Origin of the sequence: Bifidobacterium erythrocebi (assembly GCF_012932675.1) — a bacterium.
GTDB lineage: Bacteria > Actinomycetota > Actinomycetes > Actinomycetales > Bifidobacteriaceae > Bifidobacterium > Bifidobacterium erythrocebi.
Genome location: NZ_JAAIIF010000006.1, coordinates 284,492 through 306,830, shown reverse-complemented (window position 1 = coordinate 306,830; position 22,339 = coordinate 284,492). Strand labels below are relative to the sequence as shown.

The 22,339-nt window shown below is 62.4% G+C and carries 20 protein-coding genes; 12 read left to right on the top strand and 8 right to left on the bottom strand.

Translation table 11 applies throughout. The features are described from left to right. Positions 1-74 precede the first annotated feature (74 nt). From G1C98_RS03065 to ybaK, 3 genes are all read left to right on the top strand, one after another. Positions 75-830 carry a thiamine diphosphokinase gene (locus tag G1C98_RS03065; RefSeq protein ID WP_169079086.1) on the top strand — a complete coding sequence of 252 codons (756 nt, stop codon included), beginning with the start codon at positions 75-77 and terminating at the stop codon, positions 828-830. Between the two features lie 180 nt (positions 831-1,010). Next, a complete protein-coding gene (gene gap, locus G1C98_RS03060) occupies positions 1,011-2,069 on the top strand; it encodes a type I glyceraldehyde-3-phosphate dehydrogenase (protein ID WP_169079084.1) in 1,059 nt (352 codons plus the stop codon). Positions 2,070-2,352: 283 nt separating this feature from the next. Next, the gene (ybaK, locus tag G1C98_RS03055; protein WP_169079082.1) at positions 2,353-2,859 is read left to right on the top strand and encodes a Cys-tRNA(Pro) deacylase; all 507 of its coding nucleotides are present in this window, start codon (positions 2,353-2,355) and stop codon (positions 2,857-2,859) included. Between the two features lie 393 nt (positions 2,860-3,252). Here the strand turns inward: ybaK and G1C98_RS03050 are convergent, their stop codons facing one another. After that, the gene (locus G1C98_RS03050; protein ID WP_277347559.1) at positions 3,253-4,311 is read right to left on the bottom strand and encodes a 4-hydroxy-3-methylbut-2-enyl diphosphate reductase; all 1,059 of its coding nucleotides are present in this window, start codon (positions 4,309-4,311) and stop codon (positions 3,253-3,255) included. 172 nt (positions 4,312-4,483) lie between these two features. Between G1C98_RS03050 and G1C98_RS03045 the strand changes: the two genes are divergently transcribed. Together G1C98_RS03045 and G1C98_RS09495 are read left to right on the top strand one after the other, a co-directional pair. Continuing rightward, positions 4,484-5,434: an aldose 1-epimerase family protein gene (locus G1C98_RS03045; RefSeq protein ID WP_205831849.1), complete on the top strand. Its 951-nt coding sequence runs from the start codon at positions 4,484-4,486 to the stop codon at positions 5,432-5,434. A gap of 147 nt (positions 5,435-5,581) precedes the next feature. Next, on the top strand, positions 5,582-5,656 hold the full coding sequence (locus G1C98_RS09495) for a 50S ribosomal protein bL37 (RefSeq protein WP_003817083.1): 75 nt from the start codon (positions 5,582-5,584) through the stop codon (positions 5,654-5,656). Positions 5,657-5,777: 121 nt separating this feature from the next. On the opposite strand, the gene G1C98_RS03040 is transcribed toward G1C98_RS09495, so the two are convergent. After that, a complete protein-coding gene (locus G1C98_RS03040) occupies positions 5,778-6,086 on the bottom strand; it encodes a hypothetical protein (protein WP_205831868.1) in 309 nt (102 codons plus the stop codon). Positions 6,087-6,100: 14 nt separating this feature from the next. Continuing rightward, entirely contained in the window at positions 6,101-6,778 is a 678-nt protein-coding gene (locus tag G1C98_RS03035; protein WP_169079078.1) for a sigma-70 family RNA polymerase sigma factor, read from the bottom strand. A gap of 73 nt (positions 6,779-6,851) precedes the next feature. Between G1C98_RS03035 and G1C98_RS03030 the strand changes: the two genes are divergently transcribed. The 4 genes from G1C98_RS03030 to G1C98_RS03015 are packed head-to-tail and all read left to right on the top strand — an operon-like array spanning position 6,852 to position 12,046. Continuing rightward, positions 6,852-8,399 carry a UDP-N-acetylmuramoyl-L-alanyl-D-glutamate--2,6-diaminopimelate ligase gene (locus G1C98_RS03030; protein WP_169079076.1) on the top strand — a complete coding sequence of 516 codons (1,548 nt, stop codon included), beginning with the start codon at positions 6,852-6,854 and terminating at the stop codon, positions 8,397-8,399. A gap of 58 nt (positions 8,400-8,457) precedes the next feature. Beyond that, entirely contained in the window at positions 8,458-10,035 is a 1,578-nt protein-coding gene (locus tag G1C98_RS03025) for a UDP-N-acetylmuramoyl-L-alanyl-D-glutamate--2,6-diaminopimelate ligase (protein ID WP_169079074.1), read from the top strand. Between the two features lie 44 nt (positions 10,036-10,079). Further along, entirely contained in the window at positions 10,080-11,324 is a 1,245-nt protein-coding gene (locus G1C98_RS03020; RefSeq protein ID WP_169079072.1) for a carboxylate--amine ligase, read from the top strand. Then, complete coding sequence (locus tag G1C98_RS03015; RefSeq protein WP_169079070.1) at positions 11,321-12,046, top strand: aspartate/glutamate racemase family protein; 726 nt, start codon at positions 11,321-11,323, stop codon at positions 12,044-12,046. The genes G1C98_RS03020 and G1C98_RS03015 overlap by 4 nt, the downstream gene beginning before the upstream one ends. 138 nt (positions 12,047-12,184) lie before the next feature. Here G1C98_RS03015 and G1C98_RS03010 read toward each other — a convergent pair whose 3' ends face one another. After that, a complete protein-coding gene (locus G1C98_RS03010; protein ID WP_169079068.1) occupies positions 12,185-13,693 on the bottom strand; it encodes a bifunctional folylpolyglutamate synthase/dihydrofolate synthase in 1,509 nt (502 codons plus the stop codon). Positions 13,694-13,937: 244 nt separating this feature from the next. On the opposite strand from G1C98_RS03010, the gene G1C98_RS03005 reads away from it, so the two are divergent. The 3 genes from G1C98_RS03005 to G1C98_RS02995 are packed head-to-tail and all read left to right on the top strand — an operon-like array spanning position 13,938 to position 16,202. Next, positions 13,938-15,539: an aminopeptidase P family protein gene (locus G1C98_RS03005; RefSeq protein ID WP_169079066.1), complete on the top strand. Its 1,602-nt coding sequence runs from the start codon at positions 13,938-13,940 to the stop codon at positions 15,537-15,539. A 1-nt stretch (position 15,540) separates the two neighbouring features. Further along, the gene (locus G1C98_RS03000; RefSeq protein ID WP_169079064.1) at positions 15,541-15,684 is read left to right on the top strand and encodes a hypothetical protein; all 144 of its coding nucleotides are present in this window, start codon (positions 15,541-15,543) and stop codon (positions 15,682-15,684) included. After that, positions 15,681-16,202, top strand: coding sequence for an NUDIX hydrolase (locus G1C98_RS02995; protein ID WP_169079062.1), 522 nt, complete (start codon positions 15,681-15,683; stop codon positions 16,200-16,202). The genes G1C98_RS03000 and G1C98_RS02995 overlap by 4 nt, the downstream gene beginning before the upstream one ends. A 115-nt stretch (positions 16,203-16,317) precedes the next feature. On the opposite strand, the gene G1C98_RS02990 is transcribed toward G1C98_RS02995, so the two are convergent. The 4 genes from G1C98_RS02990 to G1C98_RS02975 all read right to left on the bottom strand — a co-directional run bounded on the left by G1C98_RS02990 (position 16,318) and on the right by G1C98_RS02975 (position 22,163). Then, positions 16,318-18,054 carry a dipeptide ABC transporter ATP-binding protein gene (locus tag G1C98_RS02990; RefSeq protein ID WP_169079060.1) on the bottom strand — a complete coding sequence of 579 codons (1,737 nt, stop codon included), beginning with the start codon at positions 18,052-18,054 and terminating at the stop codon, positions 16,318-16,320. 5 nt (positions 18,055-18,059) lie between these two features. Beyond that, positions 18,060-19,244 carry an ABC transporter permease gene (locus G1C98_RS02985; RefSeq protein ID WP_169079058.1) on the bottom strand — a complete coding sequence of 395 codons (1,185 nt, stop codon included), beginning with the start codon at positions 19,242-19,244 and terminating at the stop codon, positions 18,060-18,062. Position 19,245: 1 nt separating this feature from the next. Continuing rightward, positions 19,246-20,340, bottom strand: coding sequence for an ABC transporter permease (locus tag G1C98_RS02980; RefSeq protein ID WP_169079056.1), 1,095 nt, complete (start codon positions 20,338-20,340; stop codon positions 19,246-19,248). A 203-nt stretch (positions 20,341-20,543) separates the two neighbouring features. Further along, entirely contained in the window at positions 20,544-22,163 is a 1,620-nt protein-coding gene (locus tag G1C98_RS02975) for an ABC transporter substrate-binding protein (RefSeq protein ID WP_169079054.1), read from the bottom strand. Between the last annotated feature and the right edge of the window lie 176 nt (positions 22,164-22,339).

Here is a 22,339-nt window from a genome sequence, read left to right as displayed (position 1 = left end):
GCGGGATGTGATCTTCCCCATGCGCCCGTGTGGGACACCGGTTCCCGCGACACCCCGGATTAGACTATGGGGGCATGACTGACAAGACAAGCAAGACGAGGCCATGCGTGATCTTCGGCGCCGGCGAATACTACGACGAGACGCCCAGGATTCCCCATGACGCCTTCATCGTGGCCGCGGACGGAGGCCTGGACCACACACGCGAGCTGGGACTTGCCGCCGATGTGATCGTGGGCGACTTCGATTCCTTGCAGGGCGGCATGCCCGCATCGGGCGAGCGCACCATCGCGCTGCCGCCGGAAAAGGACGATCCGGACATGCTCTCCGCGTTGAAGATCGGCTGGGCCCACGGTTCCAGGACATTCCATATATATGGTGCGCTTGGCGGAAGGGTGGACCATACGATCTCGAACATCCAGCTCATGGCACTGCTCGCCCGGCATGGCGGCATCGGATTCCTGCATGGCGACGGCACCATCATCACCGCCATCTGCGACGGCGAACTTGACTTCCCCGCAAACGACGTGAAGCCCGGCCGCATGGTATCGGTCTTCTCCCATTCCGACATCGCCACCGGGGTGAGCGAGTCCGGCCTCAAATACGAACTGGCCGACGCCACCATGAGCAATATCCGTGTCAATGGCGTCAGCAACGAGTTCCTTGGCGGCCGGCCCGCCACAATCGCGGTCGGGCACGGCACGCTCATCGTCACCTTCCCCGCCGAGGCACCGCTGCCGGCAGTGGCCTGGGAACATGGATTCACCGGCGATCTGGGCGAACTCGACACCGAGGTGTCGCGGGCATTGCACACCGAGCCCCGCACTTTGTAACGATGCCGGCATGCCATATTGTGAAGCGTTCGCGCTCCATATGGAGGGTGTCCGAATACAGGTAAAATGACTTCGTTTGCATTGCCTGAAGTACAGGTAGGGCATTACAGTGGAACCGTTGGTAAAACCATGGCTTGGCATGCGTAACACCATGCCCGGCCTTCCCAAAGGGAGAATTACATGACAGTTAAGATTGGTATCAACGGCTTCGGTCGTATCGGTCGTCTCGCTTTCCGCCGCATCTTCGAGCTGCAGGCTCGCGGTGGCCAGGCTGGCGACATCGAAGTTGCCGCCATCAACGATCTGACCACCCCGGCAACTCTCGCCTACCTGCTGAAGTACGACAGCACCCACGGCACCTTCCGTCATGACGACGGCACCCCGGTCGACGTGAAGGCCACCGAGGATTCCATCATCGTCGACGGCAAGGAATACAAGGTCTACGCCGAGAAGGACGCCAACAACATCCCGTGGGTCAAGAACGACGGTGTCGAGTACGTGCTCGAGTGCACCGGCTTCTACACCTCCGCCGAGAAGTCCCAGGCTCACATCAACGCCGGTGCCAAGAAGGTCCTGATCTCCGCCCCGGCCAAGGACGATGTCACCCCGACCGTCGTGTTCGGCGTGAACCACGACATCCTGAAGGCTTCCGACGTGATCGTCTCCGCCGGTTCCTGCACCACCAACTCCATGGCCGCCATGGTCAAGCTGCTGGACGAGAAGTTCGGCATCAAGGCTGGCTTCATGACCACCATCCACGCCTACACCGGCACCCAGATGCTGCTGGACGGCCCGCGTGGCACCAAGACCGGCCGCAACCTGCGCGCTGCCGCCATCAACACCATCGCTCACTCCACCGGCGCTGCCAAGGCCATCGGCAAGGTCGTTCCGTCCGTGAACGGCAAGCTGCAGGGCCACGCCCAGCGTATCCAGGTTCCGGATGGCTCCGTCACCGAGCTGACCACCGTCCTGAACAAGGAGACCACCGCCAACGAGATCAACGAGGCCTTCAAGGCTGCCTTCGCTGATTGCGATTACTACGGCTACAACGACGAGGGCATCGTGTCCTCCGACATCCTCGGCGACACCCACGGTGGCGTGTTCGATCCGACCCAGACCGACGTCAACACCGTTGACGGCGTGACCATGGCTCGCACCGTCTCCTTCTACGACAACGAGTACGGCTTCACCTCCAACATGATCCGTACCCTGCTGTACTTCGCCGAGATCTCCGAGTGAATCCAAGCGGAGTGATCCGCACCGGTTCATAACGAACTCATTGCGAAAGGCCCTCGCCCTGCGACGGGGGCCTTTTGCGTACCCGTGGATTTTCCGCATTCCTGACATATGCTGCACAACTCCGGCAGCCAGCGCTTTCCGCCCATGCCGGCACTTCTTCCCTTCCTTCCCCGTTGCCGCAACGGTGTCCGATTCCCCCGAATCGGACATGCGGCCTGCATCGCACAATCCCCAGATGACCGATTGTCCCGAAAACGTCTCTTCAGGCCCTATGATGGTCGCCATGAGCAAGAAAAAGCATGAGAAGGGCGCAGGCTCCACTCCGGCGACCGTGCAGTTGGAGAAGGCCGGCGTGGCGTTCAAGACCTACGAATACGAACATTCGAACGATCATATGGACGACGGCTATGGCATCGAGGCCGCGAAAAAGCTCGGTTTCGACGAGCATCAGGTGTTCAAGACGCTGATGGCCGACACCGGTTCGGAACGCGTGGTGGGCGTGGTGCCGGTAAGCGGGCATATGGATCTGAAGGCGCTGGCCGCCGCGGTCGGTGCGAAGAAGGCGGCGATGGCCGATCCCAAGGTCGCGATGCGGGAGTCGGGATACGTGGTCGGCGGCATCTCCCCCTTGGGCCAGCGCACGAAGCACAAGACCGTACTGGACGAAAGCGCACTGCAGTTCGATGAGATCCTGCTGTCGGGCGGCAAGCGCGGATTCTCCGTGGGACTGGATCCGCATGACCTGCTGAAGGTGCTGGACGGCATCGCAGCCCCGATCGGCACCTGGTAATCGACCGACGTTTCTTTGCTGGCAACGGCCCGCAGGCGCAGCCGGAACCGGATATCATTCCGATCCAGCCACACCTGCGGGCCGTCTGCGTTCCCGGATCAGGATGGCACCCGTAATTCGCCCCATTTACAAACCATCAGCATGGCCATGCCCAGCCATCACCCGAATATCGCCACGCTCACGACCCGATAACGTAGCCAAAATGGGACGACACCCGTAGCCAGCAACGCTCACAGCCCGCCGGCGCAGCCAAACCGGGATGATAATCGGAACCGGTCACGCCTACTATCCCTGCGCACAGCCGGGGCCGACCATTATCCGAAAATTGCCACGTAACCGGATCGTCGGCGTAGCCTAAACCGGATGATGGGCGGCAACGGCACCACGAGATGGCTACTGCGCGACCTGACGGCGCAGTTCGGCGGGCAGCACGAAGTGCATGTTCTCCTTGGTGGTCTCCACGGATTCCATACCGGTGTAGCCCATGGCGCGCAGGGCCGCGACCACGCCCTCCACATACATCTCCGGCACGGAGGCACCCGACGAGATGCCCACGGCCTCCACGCCGTCGAACCATGCCGGGTCAAGCTCGCCGGCATCATCCACACGATGCGCCTGACCGCATGCGCCGGTCTTCACCGGAGCGCCGGGGGCCGCGAATCGGGCGTCGAGCCCTTCCTGCCCCACTTCCATCAGGCGTACGGAATTCGACGAATTGGCGGATCCCACGATCACCACGCAGTCGGAGCGTTCGGCGACCAGCTTGACCGCCGACTGCCGGTTCGACGTGGCATAGCAGATATCCGAGCTCGGCGGCATCTCGATCCAGGGGAATCGCTGCTGCAACGCGGCGATGGTTCCGGCCGTCTCGTCTACGCTCAGCGTGGTCTGGGTCAGCAGCACCAGTTTGGTTCCCGGCTGGAAATCAAGCTGTGCGACATCGCCTTCATGCTCGATCAGGTGGACGTGCTCGGGGCTCTCCCCCACCACGCCTACGGCCTCGTCATGCCCGAGATGCCCGATGTAGACGATTTCGTACCCTTCGCGCACGAATCGCAGCACCTCGCGATGTACCTTGCCCACCAACGGGCAGGTGGCGTCGATCACGTTCAATCCCCGCCGTTTCGCCTCGGCCTTGACCAGTGGGGACACGCCGTGCGCGGAGAACACGACCGGAATATTCGCGCTTGCCGCGGCGTCGGGAATCTCATCGAGCTCTTCGACGAACACCGCGCCCTGCGAGGCCAGTTCCTCGACCACATGCCGGTTGTGCACGATCTGCCTGCGCACGTACACCGGCGGCAGGCCGTCCTGCCCGCCACGCTGCGGAACGGACTTGAGAATGGTCTGCACCGTCAGTATCGCCCTGTCCACGCCGGCGCAAAATCCACGCGGGTCGGCCAGAATGATGCGTTTACCCATATTGTTTGCCCTTGCCTTTCTGCCGCACAACAACCCCACCAAGCATAGCCGAACGGCGGATAGAGCACCCCATCGGGTTTTTACTAAACCATATTTTTTTACACGATTTTTTACTAGAAAAACGGCCGTCCGCCGAAGCCGCGTTACACTTGGTGTTAGCGGTAACTGCCGCCATCTATCAGACACTATGGGAGTGTGAATAATGGCAAAGAACCTTTCCCCTCGTACCGGTCAGCAGTACTCGATCGCCTGCGGCGACTGGAAGGCCGTCGTCACCGAACTCGGCGGAACGCTGCGCGAACTCACCTACCGTGGGCGCAATGTCATCGTCCCGCTCGGCCCCGATGATCCCGTCACCTGCTGCCAGGGGCAGATGCTGATCCCGTTCCCGAACCGCATCGAGGCCGGCACCTACACCTTCGAAGGCGTCACCTACGAGCTGCCCATCGACGAGCATGAGCGCAACAACGCCATCCACGGCTACGGCTATCGCTCGTTCTGGAAGCTCGAAGCGCTCACCGAGACCTCCGTCACCCAGTCCTGGCGTGTGCCGTACCTGCTGGGCTACCCCTTCGACGTCACTGTGACGGCGACGCACGAGCTCACCGAGAATGGCATGACGGTCACCATCAGCGCAACCAACAACGGCGACATCGACGCCCCGTGGGCCGTGGCGCTCCACCCGTGGCTGGACAACGGCTTCAACGGCTACGGCGACGAGATTGACGGCCATAACGCGCAGTGCACCCTGCAGGTGCCGGCCAAGACGCATGTCACCGTCAACGAGAACCTCATCCCGACCGGCACCGAGCCGGTGGACGGCACCAAGTACGATCTGCGCAAGCCGACCCTGCTGACCAACCAGCCGTTCGACGACGCCTGGACCGATGTGGAGCATGATGCGGACGGCAAGACCACCGCCACCTTCACCCGCCCGGACGGCCTGACCATCACCGTTGGCGGCGACGAGACGATCACATCCTTCCAGGTGTGCACCGGCACCGGCTTCCCCGCCGAAAAGCACCCGGCCGGCACCGCCGTGGAACCGCAGACCGCCTATGCGAACGCCTTCAACACCGGCAACGAGCTCATCACCATCAAGCCCGGCGAGACCAGCACCACCGAGATCTTCCTCGGCGCACGACTGGCCTGAGCGTCGGAATCATCCGGCCGGGTTGCGACCGATTCCGATTGCTTTCGGTCGCAACCCGGCTGGATAATGAAACGGGCATTTGCCAAGGTCTTCCGGTCATGGCATAATGCCTAAGGCTTATTTTTATTACTGAAAAGGAGTCCAATCATGGGCATGCGTGGACGTAAGCGCAAGGATCGTCGTAAGAAGGCCGCCAACCACGGCAAGCGCCCGAACGCCTGATCCTGTCGAATAGACGTAGAAACCCTCCCGAATCTTCCGGTTCGGGAGGGTTTCGTTTCATTCGCCGTTCAGATCACGCAGCCGCCACGTGTCGCATCCCTCGATCGCGGCGAAACCGCCGTCACTCGCTCTCCTCCTCGCAGCAATGGTCGAGCGTGGCCTTCAATCGGGCCATCAGGCAGGCGGGCGCGGTTTCGGGCCGAAGGTAGCTGCGCAACGCGGCGATCATCGCGCGTTCGTGCGCGCCGCAGCAGGCCATGGGGTCGAAGTACTCCGCACTGCCGGTGGTGATATGCACTTCCGTATGGCTCACCACACCATCCGCACCAGCGCGGGTGATGGAGATATGCCGTTCGATGACGGGAGCGCGTCTGCCGCCTTGGCTGTCGCGGCCATCGCTCTGCTGAGGTGAATCACAACAACAACACATGATAGTTCTCTCTCCTATTTCTTCGTATTATCGTTGCCTGTGCTGGGTTTGTCACTGGTCTTTGCGGATAGTGAACCGACTGCGGCCGGCCTCTTGCCAGCAAGATAGCCACGAGCCTCGGCGTAGGACGCCAGCTCGTGCTTGAGCTGGGTGCGCGCACGGTTCAGTCGGCTCATCACCGTACCGATTTTCACCCCCTGTTCCTTGGCCACCTGGCTGTATGATTTGCCGTCGATCGCTGCGTCGATGAACACCTGCCTGCGTTCGGGGGACAGTTTCGCGAGCGCCGCCATGATCTCCTCCGGGGCGAAGGCGTCCAGATACTCCTCCTCCGCGGATTTGAGCCCGTCTGAGGTGTGCTCGGATGCGGAGTAGATGTCCCAGTCGTCGTATTCGCCGGACGAGTCGTTGGCGCGTTGCGGGCGACGCTTGGCCTTGGCGTACTGGTTGAAGAAGGCGTTGCGTTCGATGGTGGTCATCCATGCTTCGAAGTTCGTGCCGGGGGTAAAGGAGTCGAAGGCCTTGAAGCCTTTCTCAAACGTGTCTTGCACCAGATCCTGCGCGTCGTCGGGGTTATTGGTCAGTTTCATCGCCTGACGGTACAGCGCGTTGACTGCGGGCATGGCGAGCCGCTCGAAGCGTTCACGCTTCTGCGTCAGAGTTTCGCCGTCATTATTCGTCACGGATTCCATTGTAATCCCCAGTTTTTTGTCAGGTTTCGCCGTCACAATAAAGGGCGGAAAAAGACTTGGGAAAGGACCCCGCATGACTCTGTCGCTCAATTCCGCCGCAGCTCTTCTCTCAGAGCATAATTTGCTGAGGGAAATCATCCACGGCGACGACTGGTATCGCGACGCCGCACATCTCGATAACGCCGACTCCCCTTTCGCCGCGATCACCTACGACACGCGCACCATCGTTCCCGGTACGCTGCTGGTGTGCAAGGGACGTTTCAAGCCGGAATTCCTCGACGGTACCGAGGAACGCGGGCTCGCCGCCTATGTGGCGGAGACCGACCTGTCCTCCCATACCGGCAAACCGGGCCTGATCGTCAACGACGCGCGCAAGGCCCTGAGCCTGCTCGCCGCGGCCTTCTACGATCACCCCGAACGCGAGCTGACCGTGGTGGGCATCACCGGCACCAAGGGCAAGACCACCACCGCGTACTTCACCCAGGCCATCCTCAACGCATACGGCAACGGACGCTGCGCGTTGTTCTCCTCGGTGGACAACTGCCTTGACGGACACACCTACACCGAATCCGATCTGACCACCCCCGAATCGCTCGACGCGTTCCGCATGATGCGCGAGGCCGTGGATAACGGCATGACCCACCTGGTCATGGAGGTCAGCTCCCAGGCCTACAAGGTCAGCCGCGTGTACGGCCTCACCTTCGACGTGGCAGCATTCCTCAACATCTCCCCCGATCACATCAGCCCCATCGAGCACCCCACGCTTGAGGACTATCTGTATTGCAAGCGCCAGATCATCGCCAACTGCCGCACGCTCGTGCTCGGCTCGGAGTGCAGGCACATCGGACTGCTGCGCGAGGACGCGGCGGCGCACCAAGTGCCGGTCAGCGAGTTCAGCGTGTTCGATTCCCCCGTGCAGGGCGAGCGCCCCGCGACCTGCGCATGGCCGGCGGACGAGACGCACCGCGCATACCGTCTGCAGGTCAACGGCACCGACCTTGGCGAATTCAGCCTCGATCTCGACGGCGACTTCAACTACAAGAACGCCCTGGCGGCCGTCGCCATCGCCCATGCGGCCGGTGTTCCCGCCGACGCCGAGGCTATGCACGCCCTGACGCACACGAAGGTGCCGGGCCGCATGATGCAGTACCGCAACGGCCGCACCAACACCGTCGCCATCGTCGATTACGCGCACAACTACGATTCCGTGGTCAAGCTGCTCGATTATGTGGCCGTCCGCTACGGCGAGCGCAATCCGCGCATCACGCTGGTCGCCGGTTCCGCGGGCAACAAGGCGATCGACCGGCGCGAAGGCATCGTCAAGGCCGCGCAGGACCGCATCAGCCGGTTCGTGTTCACCGCGGAGGACACCGATACCGAGCCGTACGAGGATATCTGCCGCGATATGGCCGGGCATGTGACCAATACGGATGTCGCCGTGAGCACGATCATCGACCGCACGCAGGCCATCACCTCGGCGCTGGATGAGGCGCAGGCCGATACGGAGCGCACCGATGTGGTGCTGGTGATCGGCAAGGGTCATGAGCGTTGGATCAAGGACCTCAACAAGCATGTGCCCTACGAAGGTGATGATTGTGTAGTGGAGCGACTGTTGCAATAACCACTGGGGTACGATGGTGGGGATTCTGTTCCCGAACGAAAGTCGAAGCGATTCCCCCATGGCATTCACGAACGTATCGTTCACCTTGTCCAGCGCGGTCGAGCTGCTCAAGCGGCATCACCTGCTCCGCGAGATCATCACGCCCGACCATTGGACCCTTGACGCGGCGAATCTGCCCGGAGCGAACACACCCATCCCCGCCATCACCTACGACACCCGCAAGGTCGGGCAGGGTTCGCTGCTGTTCATCAAGGGACGGTTCAAGACGGAATTCCTCGACGGCATCGATGCCAAGGGCCTGTACGCCTACGTGGCCGAGGAGGATCATTCCGACCGTACGCGGGCCATCGGCATCATCGTCAGCGACGTGCACAAGGCCATGAGCCTGCTGTCCGCCGCGTTCTATGGGATGCCGCAGAACAAGCTGACCATGGTGGGCATCACCGGCACCAAAGGCAAGACCACCACCGCGTTCCTCGCCCACGCCATTCTCAACGAGTATTCGCATGGCAAGTGTGCGCTGTTCTCCTCGGTCAGCCTGTGCCTCGACGGGCACACCATGCTGCCGTCCAAGCTCACCACCCCCGAATCGCTCGACGCGTTCCGCATGATGCGCCAGGCCGTGGATAACGGCATGACCCACCTGGTCATGGAGGTCAGCTCCCAGGCCTACAAGGTCAGCCGCGTGTACGGCCTCACCTTCGACGTGGCAGCATTCCTCAACATCTCCCCCGATCACATCAGCCCCATCGAGCACCCCACGTTCGAGGACTACTTCCACTGCAAGCGCCAGATCATCGCCAACTGCCGCACGCTCGTGCTCGGTGCCGCGTGCGACCATCATGACCTGCTGATCGAGGATGCCGCGGCAGCCGGCGTCGAGGTCACCGAATTCGGCATGGACGGCGAGGCACAGGTCGTCACGCGCCTCGACCCGAACAACAAGGAAGGGTTCATCGCCACCATCGCCGACGGCGAGCGCAGCGTCACGCTGGAGCCCATGGCGCTGGAAATGACCGGCGAGTTCAATATCGTCAACGCGGCCGCCGCCATCGCCATCGCATGCAGGGCCGGCGTTCCGGCAGGCAGCCCGGCCATGCGCGCCATGCTGCGCGTGCAGGTGCCCGGCCGTATGGAACGGTTCAGGGGCGGGGACGATCTGCTGGTCTACGTCGATTTCGCGCACAACTACATTTCCGTCAAATCGCTGGTCGATGAGGTCGAACGCGTCTACGGCGAGCGCGACCCGCGCATCACGCTGGTGTCCGGCACGACGGGCGGCAAGGCGATCGACCGGCGCGAAGGTATTGTCAAGGGCGCGCTGGGGCGCGTGGAATCGTTCGTCTTCACGCTCGACGACCCCAATTTCGAGGATCCGGCCGATATCGCGCGGCAGATGCAGTCGTATGTGACCGATCCCAAGGCGAGCACGCAGATCGTCATCCCGCGCGAGGACGCCATCGCCAAGGCCATCGCCGACGCCCGCGAGCATGATGATCGTCTCAATATCGTGTTGGTCATCGGCAAGGGCGATGAGACGCGTAACATCATCAACGGCAAGCCCGTGCCGTATGAGGGCGACGGTGCCGTGGTGCGCCGGGTGCTGGGCATCGATCCGGCCGGCCGCACGGCATGAGCACAGCGAAGAACATGGGCACGAACATGGGTAAGGTGACATTCATGACAAGATTCCAACCGATTCTGCTTGGCAGCGACATCAACGTCTACGGCATGGCCAGGGCGTTCCACGAGGAGTACGGCATCGTCTCCGACGCCTACGCGTATTTCCAGCTGAGCCCGACGAAGTTCAGCAAGATCGTCAACGTGCATATCGTCGACGATTTCAACAATTTCGTGACCTTCCGCGATTTCATGCTCGATCTGGGCAAGCGTATGAAGGCCGAGGATCCCGACCGTGTGCTGCTGCTCATCCCCTGCGGCGACGTGTACGCGAACCTGCTCAGCCAGTGCGGCGACGATCTGCGCAAGTACTTCGTCTACAACACGCTGGATATCAACCTGTCGCGCCGCTTGGCGTACAAGTCCACGTTCTACCAGATCTGCGAACAGTACGACCTGCCGCATCCGAAGACGAAGACCGTCACCGCCGATGAGGTCAAGGCCGGCGAATACCGCAATCTGCCGTTCAGCTACCCGGTGGCCATGAAGCCCGCCAACTCCGTGGAATGGCTGAACATCGACTTCGAAGGCCGCCGCAAGGCCTATATCTTCGACGATCCCGCGCAGCTGGAGACGATCATCAAGCGCGCCTATGCGGCCGGCTACACCTCGGAGATGGTGATCCAGGACTTCATCCCCGGCGACGATTCGCGTATGCGCGTGCTCAATGCGTATGTGGACCAGCATCACCGCGTGCGCATGATGTTCCTCGGCCACCCGCTGCTTGAGGACCCCTCCCCCGTGGCCGCCGGCAATTACGCGGCCATCCTGCCCGACTACAACGAGGACGTGTTCCGCCGTATCAAGGCGTTCCTTGAGGACATCGGCTACGAGGGCGTCGCGAACTTCGACATGAAGTACGATGAGCGCGACGGCGAGTACAAGCTGTTCGAGATCAATCTGCGCCAGGGCCGTTCCAGCTACTTCGTGACGTTGAACGGGTTCAATCTGGCCAAGTACTTCGTCGACGATCTGGTCGAGGACACCCCGTTCGACGGGAACACGCTGTTCGGCCGCGGTTCCAAGCTGTGGCTGGAGATCCCGAAGTCTATCTTCCTGGATTACGTGGCCGAGGGCCCGGACAAGGAGGCCGGCCGCAGGATGCTCGCCTCCGGCGACTGGGGCACCACGCTCGAGTATTCCAAGGACATGAACCCGCTGCGTTGGGCCATGATCCGACACATGTTCTCCATCTACAAGAAGAGCTACGCCAAGTATTTCACCAAGAAGGGCGAACTGAAGTGAAACGACCGTTCTTCGCCGTTCTCGGCGGCATGGGCTCGCTGGCCACGGAAAGCTATATCCGTCTGGTCAACGCCGCCACGCACGCGCACAACGACCAGGAATACCTGGATTACGTGGTGTTCAACGACGCGTCCGTTCCCGACCGCACCGCGTTCATCGTCGGCGAATCGGAGGACGACCCGTTCCCCGTGATCGCGGACGACATCGAGAAGGCCACCGCGATGGGCGCGAGCTTCATCGTGCTGACCTGCAACACCGCGCATTATTTCTATGACCGTTTCCAGGCGCTCACCGATGTGCCGATCCTGCATATGCCGCGCGAGGCCGTCAAGCGTCTTGAGCAGCTGTACCCGGCCGGGCGCGCCACACGCGTCGGTTTCCTGGGCACGGTGGGTTCGCGTGCCTCCGGCGTGTACAAGCGTGCCGTGGAGGAGGCGGGATACACGTTCGTGGAACCGGACGACGCCCTGCAGGATCGCATCACCTCGCTGATCTATGACGATGTGAAGGGCACCGGCGAGCTGAATCTCAACCGGTACGAATCTGTGCTGCGTGACATGCTCGATCCGGCCGGACCGTGCGCCTGCGACGCGCTGATCCTCGGATGCACCGAGCTCAGCGTGCTCAACGAGGCGTTCCCGCTCCCCCAGCTGCCTGTCATCGACGCGCAGGCCGTGCTGGTGGACGTGACCGTGGAACGGGCCAAGGCGCTGCGCGGCTGATCGTCTGAATCGCATGCGCTGCGACTACTCCGCATGGAACGAGGGCCGGGTGTGAACGGTGAAATACCACTGTTCACACCCGGCCCTCGTTTATTCACATCTATGGACCGACTGCCTACTGTCTGTCGCTATTGTCTATCACTCTTCGGCGGTCTCCTCGGATCCCACGCCCTCATCAGCGGCATCGGCATCAGCGTCAGTATCGGCACGATCGTCCGGCTCCACTGTGGCCTGATGGATGCTCATGGCCTTCTTCATGACGGGGCTTGCATGTTCCTTCAGCATGGCGCGCGCGTCGCCGGCGGTGACGAAGCTGCCGCAGATGAGCACGCCATGGCCGTAGCCCACGCCCAGCTCGTCGTCGGCGTCCACCAGGTTGACGGCGGTCTGGATGGCGTCCGGCAGGTTCGGCTCCTTGATCACGCGGTCGGCACCGAACACGTCGATGGCGATCTTCTCCAGCTCGTCGGCCGGCATCACGCGATCGCGCCACGAGTTCTCGGTCACCACGATCTGGCTGAGCACCGGTTCGAGGATGCCGAGATACTGTTCGACCTGCTTGTCGGCCATCATGGCCACCACGCCGACCAGCTGCTCGAAGTTGTAGTTCTCCTCAAGGGCCGCGCGCAGGGATTCCGCGGCATTGATGTTATGCCCGCCATCGAGGATGATGGTCGGCGAGGTGCGGATCTGCTCGATGCGCCCCGGAATCTTCACGCCGCTCAGCGCCTCGGCCACCAGGTCGCCGTCCAGCGCGCCGGACGTGGGAATCACCGCCTCACAGGCGGCGAGCGCGGCGAGCGCGTTATGCGCCTGATGCTCGCCGAATTTGGCGATGGGCACTTCGGTGTAGGTGCCCAGCGGCGTACTCAGCGTGGCGACCTGACCGCCGACGGCGGGCACGCGTTCGGTGACCTCCATCTCGTAGCCGTCGCGCACCAACGTGGCGTGGTTGCGTTCCGCGGCCTCCTCAATGATCGGCATGACATCGTCCTCATGCGGCTGCCGTCCGATCACCGCGGTGCAACCGGGCTTGATGATGCCGACCTTCTCCTCGGCGATCTGCTCGACAGTGTCTCCCAGCCACTTCATATGATCCATGTCAATCGGTCCGATGATCGCCGCGTCGGCGTCCAGCACGTTCGTGGCGTCCCATGCGCCGCCCATGCCGACCTCCACCACCGCGACATCGACCGGGGCGTCCGCGAACTTCCAGATCGCCATGGCGGTGAGCACTTCGAAGAAGCTCATGCGCGGCTTGCCCTGCTCCTCCATCTTGGCGTCCACCAGCGCCACATAGTCCTTGATCTGGTCCCATGCGTCGATGAAGTCGTCATCGCTCAGTTCCTGGCCGTCGATGGCGATGCGCTCGTTCACCTTCTCCAGGTGCGGCGACGTGTACAGGCCGGTGCGCAGGCCGTATGCGCGGCAGATGGCCTCGGCCATGCGGGCCGTGGAACCCTTGCCGTTGGTGCCGGTGACGTGAATCACACGGAAGGACTGCTCCGGGTGACCCAGCACGTCGAGCATGAGATTCATGCGGTCAAGGTCGAGGTTGGTGGTGTTGTGCTCCGGCGGGCGGCTCATGATCTCGCGTTCCACGTCGTGGATGGATTCGCTGTTTCTGTTCGGATGCTCGAAAGACATAACTTCCTCTCAATACGTACAAACCTCTCATATTCTATTGCACTTCACGAGGCGGTGGTCGTTTCGTTCCGGGCCGAACGCAGACCGGTGCCCGCGGCTCGTCCGGCTCGCCCGAAAAACACCGCGTATGCCCGCGGCCGGTGGACTACGATGGGACGGTAGCGTGCCGCGCGGGCCGTTGGATACCAAACCGCGTGGTGCAACCACACAACATCACAATTCCAAGGATGACCAAGGAGCGAGTATGGGTGAAGTGATCACCGAGAAGGACAAGGAATACGAGGCGCAGGAGCGTGCCGCCGCGCCGGGCGACGATCAGGCCATGAGCGATCGTGTGAACAACCGTTCGCTGCGCCCGAATTCCGACGCGTTCCGCGAGTTCATGAAGTCCGGCTGGGCCGATGAGAACCCGGATATCGAGCCGCTGGAATCCTCCAAGTTCACCCCGGCCCGCCGCGCGACGCTCGGCAAGGCCTTCGCCGGCGAGCGTCTGGTGATTCCGGCCGGCCAGCCGAAGGTGCGCAACAACGACTGCGATTACATGTTCCGCCCGGACAGCACGTTCGCGTATTACACGGGTCTGGGAACCGACTATGAGGCGGGCGCCGTGCTGGTGCTCAATCCCGTCGACCCGGATTCGCCCGAGGCGAAGGCCGGCCAGACGCATGTGCCGGAACTGTTCGTGGCTCCGCGTGCCGACAATTCCACCGCCGACTTCTTCATGAACGCGCATTACGGCGAATACTGGGTGGGCCCGCGTGCCGGCCTGGTCGAGATGCAGGCGATGACCGGCATCGAGACGCACGATATCGCGCAGCTGGCCGATGCGCTGAGCAAGGATGTCGGCACGGAGGCGGGCGCCGTGCGCGTGCGCGTCGTGAGCGAGACCGATCCGCAGATCACCGAGCTGGTGAACGAGGTGCGCAAGGCCAACGGTTTCGCCGATCCCGACCGCAATGCCGCCGACGACGACAAGCTGCGCGAGTTCACTTCCGAGGCACGCATGTGCAAGGACTCCTATGAGGTGGGCGAGATGCGCAAGACCATCAGCGCCACCAAGGCCGGCTTCGACCGCCTGCTGTCCACGCTGCCCCAGGCGCTTGACAAGCCACGCAGCGAACGCATTCTGGAGGGCGCGTTCAATTCCGTGTCCCGCGAGCTGGGCAATACGGTCGGATACGATTCGATCGTCGCCTCCGGCCCGCACGCCCCGATCCTGCATTGGATGCGCAATACCGGCGTGGTGCGGAACGGCGACCTGCTGCTGGTGGATGCCGGCGTCGAGGTCGATTCCCTGTACACCGCCGACATCACCCGTACGTTCCCGACGAACGGCAAGTTCACCGACCTGCAGAAGCGTCTGTACCAGGCCGTGCTCGATTCGCAACAGGCCGGTTTCGAGGCGGCGAAGGTGGGTGCCACGTACAGCGACATCCATCACGCCTGCATGCGCGTGATCGCCGAGCGTCTGCACGAGTGGGGTCTGCTGCCGGTGAGCGTGGAGGAGTCCCTCTCCCCCGAAGGCCAGCAGCATCGTCGTTGGCTCGCCTGCGGCGTGGCCCATCATCTGGGTCTGGACGTGCATGATTGCGCGCAGGCTCGTTTCGAGTCGTATCAGGGTGCCGAGATCCGTCCGGGCATGATCTTCACCATCGAGCCCGGCCTGTACTTCCGTGCGGACGATCTGCTCATCCCGCCGGAGTACCGTGGCATCGGCATCCGCATCGAGGACGACGTGCTCATGACCGAGAATGGTCCGGAATGGCTGTCCGCCGGCATTCCGAAGCAGATCGACGATGTGGAGGAATGGATGGCCGATATGGCCGCCAAGGGACGCAAGGCCTGACATGACCACGCCGCAGTTCATCCTCGACCTACGTAAGAAGATCGACCACGCTGAGCCGTCACGCGTACAGCCTTGTGGGCTGTACGTAGGCGAAGTGAGCAGCTTCGCTGCGAAGGATCGTGGACTGGAGAGGATCGCATCATGACCACGCCGCAGTTCATCCTTGATTTACGTAAGAAGATCGACCACGATCTCCTGTGGCTCATGGGCGTTTCCGGCTATGTGGAGGACGACCAGGGCCGCGTGCTGCTGGGACGCCGCTCCGATACCGGCGAATGGGCCATGGTGTACGGCATCAACGAGCCCGGCGAGGAGCCGGCGGACACCGTGGCCCGTGAGGTCAAGGAGGAGACCGGCGTCGACGTGATCGTCACCGATCTGGTGTCGGTTAAGTCGTCGCGCAAGATCACCACCTATGCGAACGGCGACAACACCATGTACATGGATCACCTGTTCGTCTGCCGCCCAGACCCGAATGGCAACACGGAACCGTTCGTGGGCGATGACGAAAGCCTGAGCGTGGGCTGGTTCTCCCCCGACGCGCTGCCCGATCCCCTGGCCGCCAGCACGGTGGAACGCATGGGCTACGTGCGCGAATACCTTGCGCATAAGGCCGCAGGAGACGCGCACGCACAGTTCGCCTTCCGCGGAACGATCCGTTAGATTCCGCCATGTAGTGCACCCCTCGACGGTGCGAGGCACGCACGAAAAAACGCGTGGTACGCAGGATTGATTCCTGCGTACCACGCGTTTTTGCTTGTTTAGGAAGGCTTCCCACTCACTGCTGGGCTGCGAGCAGTTCGCGCAGACGGGCGCGATGCTCACGCTGCTTGACCGGATCGGGCAGCGGCAGCGACGCCAGGAGCTTCTGCGTGTAGGGGTTCTGCGGGCGTTCGATGATGTCGTCCGCATCGTCATGCTCCACGATCTTGCCCTTGTGCATCACCATGATGCGATCGGCAAGCATATCCACCACGGCCAGATCATGCGTAATGAACAGACACGCGAAACCGATCTCGGCCTGCAGCTTCTTGAACAGCTCAAGCACCTTGGCCTGCACGGACACGTCCAATGCGGATGTCGGCTCGTCGGCGATGAGCAGGCTCGGCTTCAACGCCAATCCACGCGCCAGGGAGGCGCGCTGACGCTGACCGCCGGACAGCTCGTGCGGGTAACGATCCATGTACACGCGCGGCAGCTGCACCATTTCCAGCAGATCGCCCACATAGTTCTTCGCCTCGGCCACGGAACCGAACTTGTGGTGCACCAGCAGAGGTTCCGCCACGTTCTCGGCGATGGTCATCAGCGGGTCGAACGAGGATCCCGGGTCCTGGAACACGAATCCGATGTCGGCGCGTTTGGCCTTGAAATCGCGCTCCTTCACGCCGTTCATCTCCACGCCGAGCACGTTGAGCGAACCGCCGGTGACCTTCTGCAGGCCGGCGATGGCACGGCCCGTGGTCGACTTGCCGGAACCGGATTCGCCCACCAGGCCGAGCACTTCGGAACGGTGGATCTCGAAGTCGATGCCGTCCACAGCCTTGAAGTCGGGCTGCATAAGGTGGCCGGGGTAGGTGATGCTCAGATTCCGCGCCTTGACGGCGAGCGGTTCGTCATGCCAGTCGGTTTTGCGTTCGATCGGATCGCCTTTGCGGTCCCGCACCACGAGATGCTGCCCGATGCGCGGCACGGCGGCCAACAGACGCTGCGTGTACTCGTGCTGCGGCTTGTAGAAGATCTGTTCCACGGGCCCTTGCTCGACCACGTGGCCGCGGTACATCACCACGACCTCGTCGGCGATGTCGGCGACCACGCCCATGTTGTGGGTGATGATGAGCACCGATGCGCCGAATTCGTCGCGTGCCAGACGCAGCAGGTCGAGGATTTCGGCCTGGACCGTCACGTCCAGCGCGGTGGTCGGCTCATCGGCCAGGATCAGACCGGGGTTCAGCACCAGCGCCATGGCGATGACGATGCGCTGCTTCTGACCGCCGGAGAACTGATGCGGATAATAGTCCACACGGGTTTCGGCATCCGGGATGCCGACCTTCTTCAGAATGTCGATGGCCTTAGCGCGAAGCTCCTTCTTGTCCTTCATACCGTGGGCGCGCAGGCCTTCCTCGATCTGCCAGCCGATGGTATACACCGGATTGAGCACCGAGTTCGGCTCCTGGAATACCATGGCCGCCTGGCTACCGCGCATCGTGCGCAGCTGCTCTCCGGACAGCGACAGCACGTCGAGCGTGCCGGTATCCTCACGGTTCGACAGGTATATCGCGCCGGAGGTGGTGGCGGTTTCGGGCAGCAGCTTGATGATGGAACGCGCGGTCACGGATTTGCCGGAACCGGATTCGCCGACCACGCCGACCACGGTCTTGCGCGGAATGGTGAAGTTCACATCCTCGACTGCCTTGATCGAGCCGGCATCCGTCATGAAGGAGACCGACAGGTCCTTGATATTGGCGAGATCGCCCTGCTGGGCATTGTGCTGCGTGTGTTGCGCCTGTTGTGTCATGGCGTTCACTCCTCTCCCCTGTTGCCGGTATCGCCTTCGCCGGTCCATTCCGAAGCACGGAACGCCTCGTCATAGTCGGTGACGGTCGCCACCGGCTTTGCCGCGATCGGGTTGCCGGCCGCGTCCAGTTCGGCGATGACCTCGTTGCGTGCGGAGGTGCCTTCCTTCTCGTCGACGGACGTGTCTTCGATCGAACCGACGACCTCGCCCGCGGACTTGCGTGCGCGCAGACGCGGATCGGCAAGATCGTTGAGCGATTCGCCGACCAGCGTGATGCCGAGCACGACGAGCACGATGGCCAGGCCGGGGAACACGGCGGTCCACCAGATGCCGGCGGTCACGTCGGACACGGAACGGTTGAGGTCATAGCCCCATTCGGCGGCCGCGGTCGGCTCGATGCCGAATCCCAGGAAACCCAGGCCTGCAAGGGTCAGGATGGCCTCGGAGGAGTTCAGCGTCAGGATGACCGGCAGTGTTCGCGTGGAGTTCTTGAACAGGTGCTTGGTCATGATGCGCCAGGTGGAGGCACCAACCACGCGGGCGGATTCGATGTATGCGGATTCCTTGATGCGGATCACTTCGGCGCGGATCGTACGGAAGTACTGCGGGATGTAGACCACGGTGATGGAGATGCCCGAGGCGAGGATGCCGCTCCACAGGCCGGACTGGCCGTGGGAGATCATGATGGCCATGAGGATGGCGAGCAACAGCGACGGGAAGGAGTAGATGGCGTCGGCGATCATCACCAGCACGCGATCCACCCAACCACCGAAATAGCCGGACACCAGGCCGAGCAGCACGCCGGCGAAGATGGACAGCAGCACCGCCACGATGATGGCGATGATGGCCGTACGGGTGCCCCACACCACGCGGCTGAACACGTCGAAGCCGCCTGCCGTGGTGCCCCAGATGTGCTTGGCGGAAGGTGCCGCCTGCGCGGGGAACGAGCCGCTGGCGTCCTTGATCTGCGCATGGCCGTACGGCGCGATGGCCGGCGCGAACAGCGCGACGATCAGGAAGAACGCGCACAGCACCAGACCGGTGACGAGCATGCCCTTCTGCCAGCCGACCGCGACACGCAGCTGCTTGACGATCGGCAGCTTCGCCCAGGCCGACTTTCTGCGCAGCCGGAGATTCCCGAGACGTTCGTCATTGGAAATGGCGGTTCTGGAAGCGTTTGCCTTGGCCATGTCAGTACCTCACTCTCGGGTCGATAAGCGCGGCGATCACGTCGACGATGAAGTTGACGACGGCCACGATGATGGCAATGAGGATCACGATGCCCTGCACGGCCACGAAGTCACGCGCCTTCAGGTACTGGGACAGCATGAAGCCCAGACCCTTCCATTCGAAGGTGGTCTCCGTGAGCACCGCGCCCGCGAGCATCATGGCGATCTGCATGCCCATCACGGTGATGATCGGGATGAGCGCCGGACGCCATGCGTGCTTGCCGAGCAGACGGCGTTCGGACACGCCGCGGGAACGCGCGGCCTCCACATACCCGGAGTTGAAGGTGGAAATCACGTTGGTGCGTACCAAGCGGATGAACACGCCTGCGGTCAGCAGGCCCAGGGCCAGGGCCGGCAGTACCGCGTGGCGCAGCACGTCGGCGAGCACGTTCATGTCGCCGAGCTGCAGCGCATCGATGATGTAGAAGCCCGTGGGAGAAACCAGTCGGGAGAACTGCATCTCGGTGGCCAGCGAGGAACGACCGGAGGCGGGCAGCACATTAAGCCAGATGGCGAAGATGAGCTTCAAGATCAGGCCAAGGAAGAACACCGGGGTGGCGTAGCACAGGATGGCGAAGGTACGGATGCCGGCGTCGGCGGCATGGTCGCGCCTGCGGGCGGCGACTCGACCCAGCCCGATGCCGACGACAAGCGCCACGATAAGCGCCAGGAACGCCAGTTCGAAGGTGGCGGAGCCATAGCGCGCCAGAATGGAGACGACCGGCTGGTTGTCGGTCATGGTGGTGCCGAGATCGCCGTGCAGCAGATTGCCCAGATACTCGAAGTATTGCACGATAAGCGGCTTGTCGTAGCCGGCCGCGTGAATGCGCGCCTGCAGCTCCTGCGGGGTGAGTCGGCCGCCGAGCGCGGCGGAGATGGGGTCGCCGGTGGCGCGCATCACGAAGAACACCACGGTGACGAGAATGAAAACGGTTGGGATGATAAGCAGGAACCTGGTCAGGACGAAACGGAAGAATCCGCCTGACAATCGGTTCTTTTTGGCTTCTTTCGGCTTGCCTGCCTGGTCGGCGGTTGCCGGAGCTGCTGTAGCTGACACGCTCAAGCTCCTTTATGTAGGGCCAATATTGGATTGTGCGATGTGTTGATGCGATTACGACAATGCTGGGAGACGGGCAGAGGCTGTTCGTCTCCCAGCATTCGCTTCGCTGGCAGCGGGCTGTGGCGCAGAACCCTGCGGGGACGCCACGGCATCCGCTTGGAATATGGCTTCGCCCGGCTTGGCCGGGCGAAGCCGTTCGATCACTTGGTGATGGAGGCGTAGCGGAAGCGGAAGGATGCGTCGAGCACAACGCCCTTCACGCTGGTGCCGGTCACGGCGGTCTGCGCACCCTGCAGCAGCGGGATGGTGGACAGGTCGTCGGTTTCCTTCTCCTGAATCTCCTTCAGGAGGTTCTCGCGGACGGACTCGTCCTTCTCGCCGGCCTGCTTGACGATCAGATCGTTGATCTCCTTGTTGGAGTAGCCGTTGTTGACGAAGTTGCCGTCACGGAAGAACGGGGACAGATAGTTGTCCGGGTCGGAGTAGTCCGGGAACCAGCCGAGCTGGTAGACCGGGTAGGAGCCGTCGGAATCCTCGGTGACCACACGGTCCTTGTTGAACTGGGTCCATTCGGTGGACTGCAGATCGACCTTGAACAGGCCGCTGGATTCCAGCTGGGACTTGATGGCGGCGTACTCGTCGGCGGAGCTGGAGCCGTAGTGATCCGGGTTGTACTGCAGCTTGAGGTCGACCGGGGTCTTCACGCCGGCGTCGGAGAGCACCTTCTTGGCCTTGTCGGTGCTGGGCTTGCCGTTGCCGTCGCCATAGGCGCTCTTCAGGGTGTCGGAGTGGGAGGTCAGGCCGTCCGGGATGAAGGAGTACATCGGGGTGTAGGTGTTCTTGTAGACCTTGGAGGCCAGCTCGTCGCGGTCGATGAGGTTGGCGACGGCCTGGCGCACGGCCTTGGCCTTGGCTGCGTTCGGCTCGCTGGTCTTCTCGCCGTAGGGCTGGATCCTGAAGTTGAAGGTGAGGAAGCGCTCTTCGCCGCCCGGGCCGGTGACGACCTTGACCTTCTTATCCTTGGACAGGTCGGAGATGTCGGTCGGGGTCAGGGAGCGGTAGGCCACGTCGATCTGCCCCTGCTGCACGGCCATCTTCAGGTTGGACGCGTCGGCATAGTACTTGACCTGCACGGCATCGTTCTTGGCCGGGGTCAGACCCTTGTAGAAGTCGTTCTTGGCATAGGCCAGGGCCTCGTTGAGCTTGAAGGAGGTCAGCTTGTACGGACCGGCGAAGGCGTTGTCCTTGACGATGGTGTCGGCGTCGGTCAGCTTGCTGTCGGAGAAGGACTCCTCATCGACGATCGGGCCGGCCGGGGAGGACAGCACCTGCTTGAGGGTGACGTCGTACGGCACGGAATCGGTGAACACCACGGTGGTGTCGTCCTTGGCCTTGACGTCGGTGATGTTGGCGAGCAGCGATGACGGACCGTTCTCGTCGTTGATCTTCTTGACGCGGTCGAAGGAGAACTTCACATCGGAGGAGGTCAGGTCGTGGCCGTTGGCGAATTTCAGGCCGGACTTCAGCTTGACGGTGAACTGGGTGCCGTCGGAGTTCCAGGTGCCGTCGTCGGCAGCGATATCGGCGCTCAGCTCGGAAGTGTTGTAGTCCTGTGCGTACAGGAACGGGAATACCTGAATCTGCGCGGCGTAGGAGCCGTTGTCGTAGGAGCCTGCCGGATCAAGGCTGGTGATCTTGTCGGTGGTGCCGATGGTGATGGCATTGCCTGCCGTGGCATCGTCCTTTACACCGCCGCATGCGGCAAGCGATGCGATGGCGGCCACGGATACGGCGGCAGCCATAATCTTCTTAGCATTCATGAGGAATACCTCTCTCTATCTCCTCACGCCTCGTTATGGCATGAGATGTTGGTCAACGTAGTGACGTTATGTTTCCCCTCCATTTCACTTCCGGGAAACACCACGATGGTATGGAGCACCTAATCCCCACCACCGCAACGGTTTGACGCATCTGCACCGCTCGAACCATCTGTCCG

Bases quoted from the DNA above. Each gene is read 5' to 3' on its own strand.
- G1C98_RS03025 (WP_169079074.1), top strand. From the start codon at position 8,458: ATGGCATTCACGAACGTATCGTTCACCTTGTCCAGCGCGGTCGAGCTG.
- G1C98_RS02985 (WP_169079058.1), bottom strand. From the start codon at position 19,244: ATGGCCAAGGCAAACGCTTCCAGAACCGCCATTTCCAATGACGAACGT.
- G1C98_RS02975 (WP_169079054.1), bottom strand. From the start codon at position 22,163: ATGAATGCTAAGAAGATTATGGCTGCCGCCGTATCCGTGGCCGCCATC.
- G1C98_RS03000 (WP_169079064.1), top strand. From the start codon at position 15,541: ATGACCACGCCGCAGTTCATCCTCGACCTACGTAAGAAGATCGACCAC.
- G1C98_RS02990 (WP_169079060.1), bottom strand. From the start codon at position 18,054: ATGACACAACAGGCGCAACACACGCAGCACAATGCCCAGCAGGGCGAT.
- G1C98_RS03010 (WP_169079068.1), bottom strand. From the start codon at position 13,693: ATGTCTTTCGAGCATCCGAACAGAAACAGCGAATCCATCCACGACGTG.
- G1C98_RS03045 (WP_205831849.1), top strand. From the start codon at position 4,484: ATGGCAAAGAACCTTTCCCCTCGTACCGGTCAGCAGTACTCGATCGCC.
- G1C98_RS03065 (WP_169079086.1), top strand. From the start codon at position 75: ATGACTGACAAGACAAGCAAGACGAGGCCATGCGTGATCTTCGGCGCC.
- G1C98_RS03005 (WP_169079066.1), top strand. From the start codon at position 13,938: ATGGGTGAAGTGATCACCGAGAAGGACAAGGAATACGAGGCGCAGGAG.
- G1C98_RS03020 (WP_169079072.1), top strand. From the start codon at position 10,080: ATGACAAGATTCCAACCGATTCTGCTTGGCAGCGACATCAACGTCTAC.
- G1C98_RS03030 (WP_169079076.1), top strand. From the start codon at position 6,852: ATGACTCTGTCGCTCAATTCCGCCGCAGCTCTTCTCTCAGAGCATAAT.
- G1C98_RS02995 (WP_169079062.1), top strand. From the start codon at position 15,681: ATGACCACGCCGCAGTTCATCCTTGATTTACGTAAGAAGATCGACCAC.
- G1C98_RS03040 (WP_205831868.1), bottom strand. From the start codon at position 6,086: ATGTGTTGTTGTTGTGATTCACCTCAGCAGAGCGATGGCCGCGACAGC.
- G1C98_RS03035 (WP_169079078.1), bottom strand. From the start codon at position 6,778: ATGGAATCCGTGACGAATAATGACGGCGAAACTCTGACGCAGAAGCGT.
- gap (WP_169079084.1), top strand. From the start codon at position 1,011: ATGACAGTTAAGATTGGTATCAACGGCTTCGGTCGTATCGGTCGTCTC.
- ybaK (WP_169079082.1), top strand. From the start codon at position 2,353: ATGAGCAAGAAAAAGCATGAGAAGGGCGCAGGCTCCACTCCGGCGACC.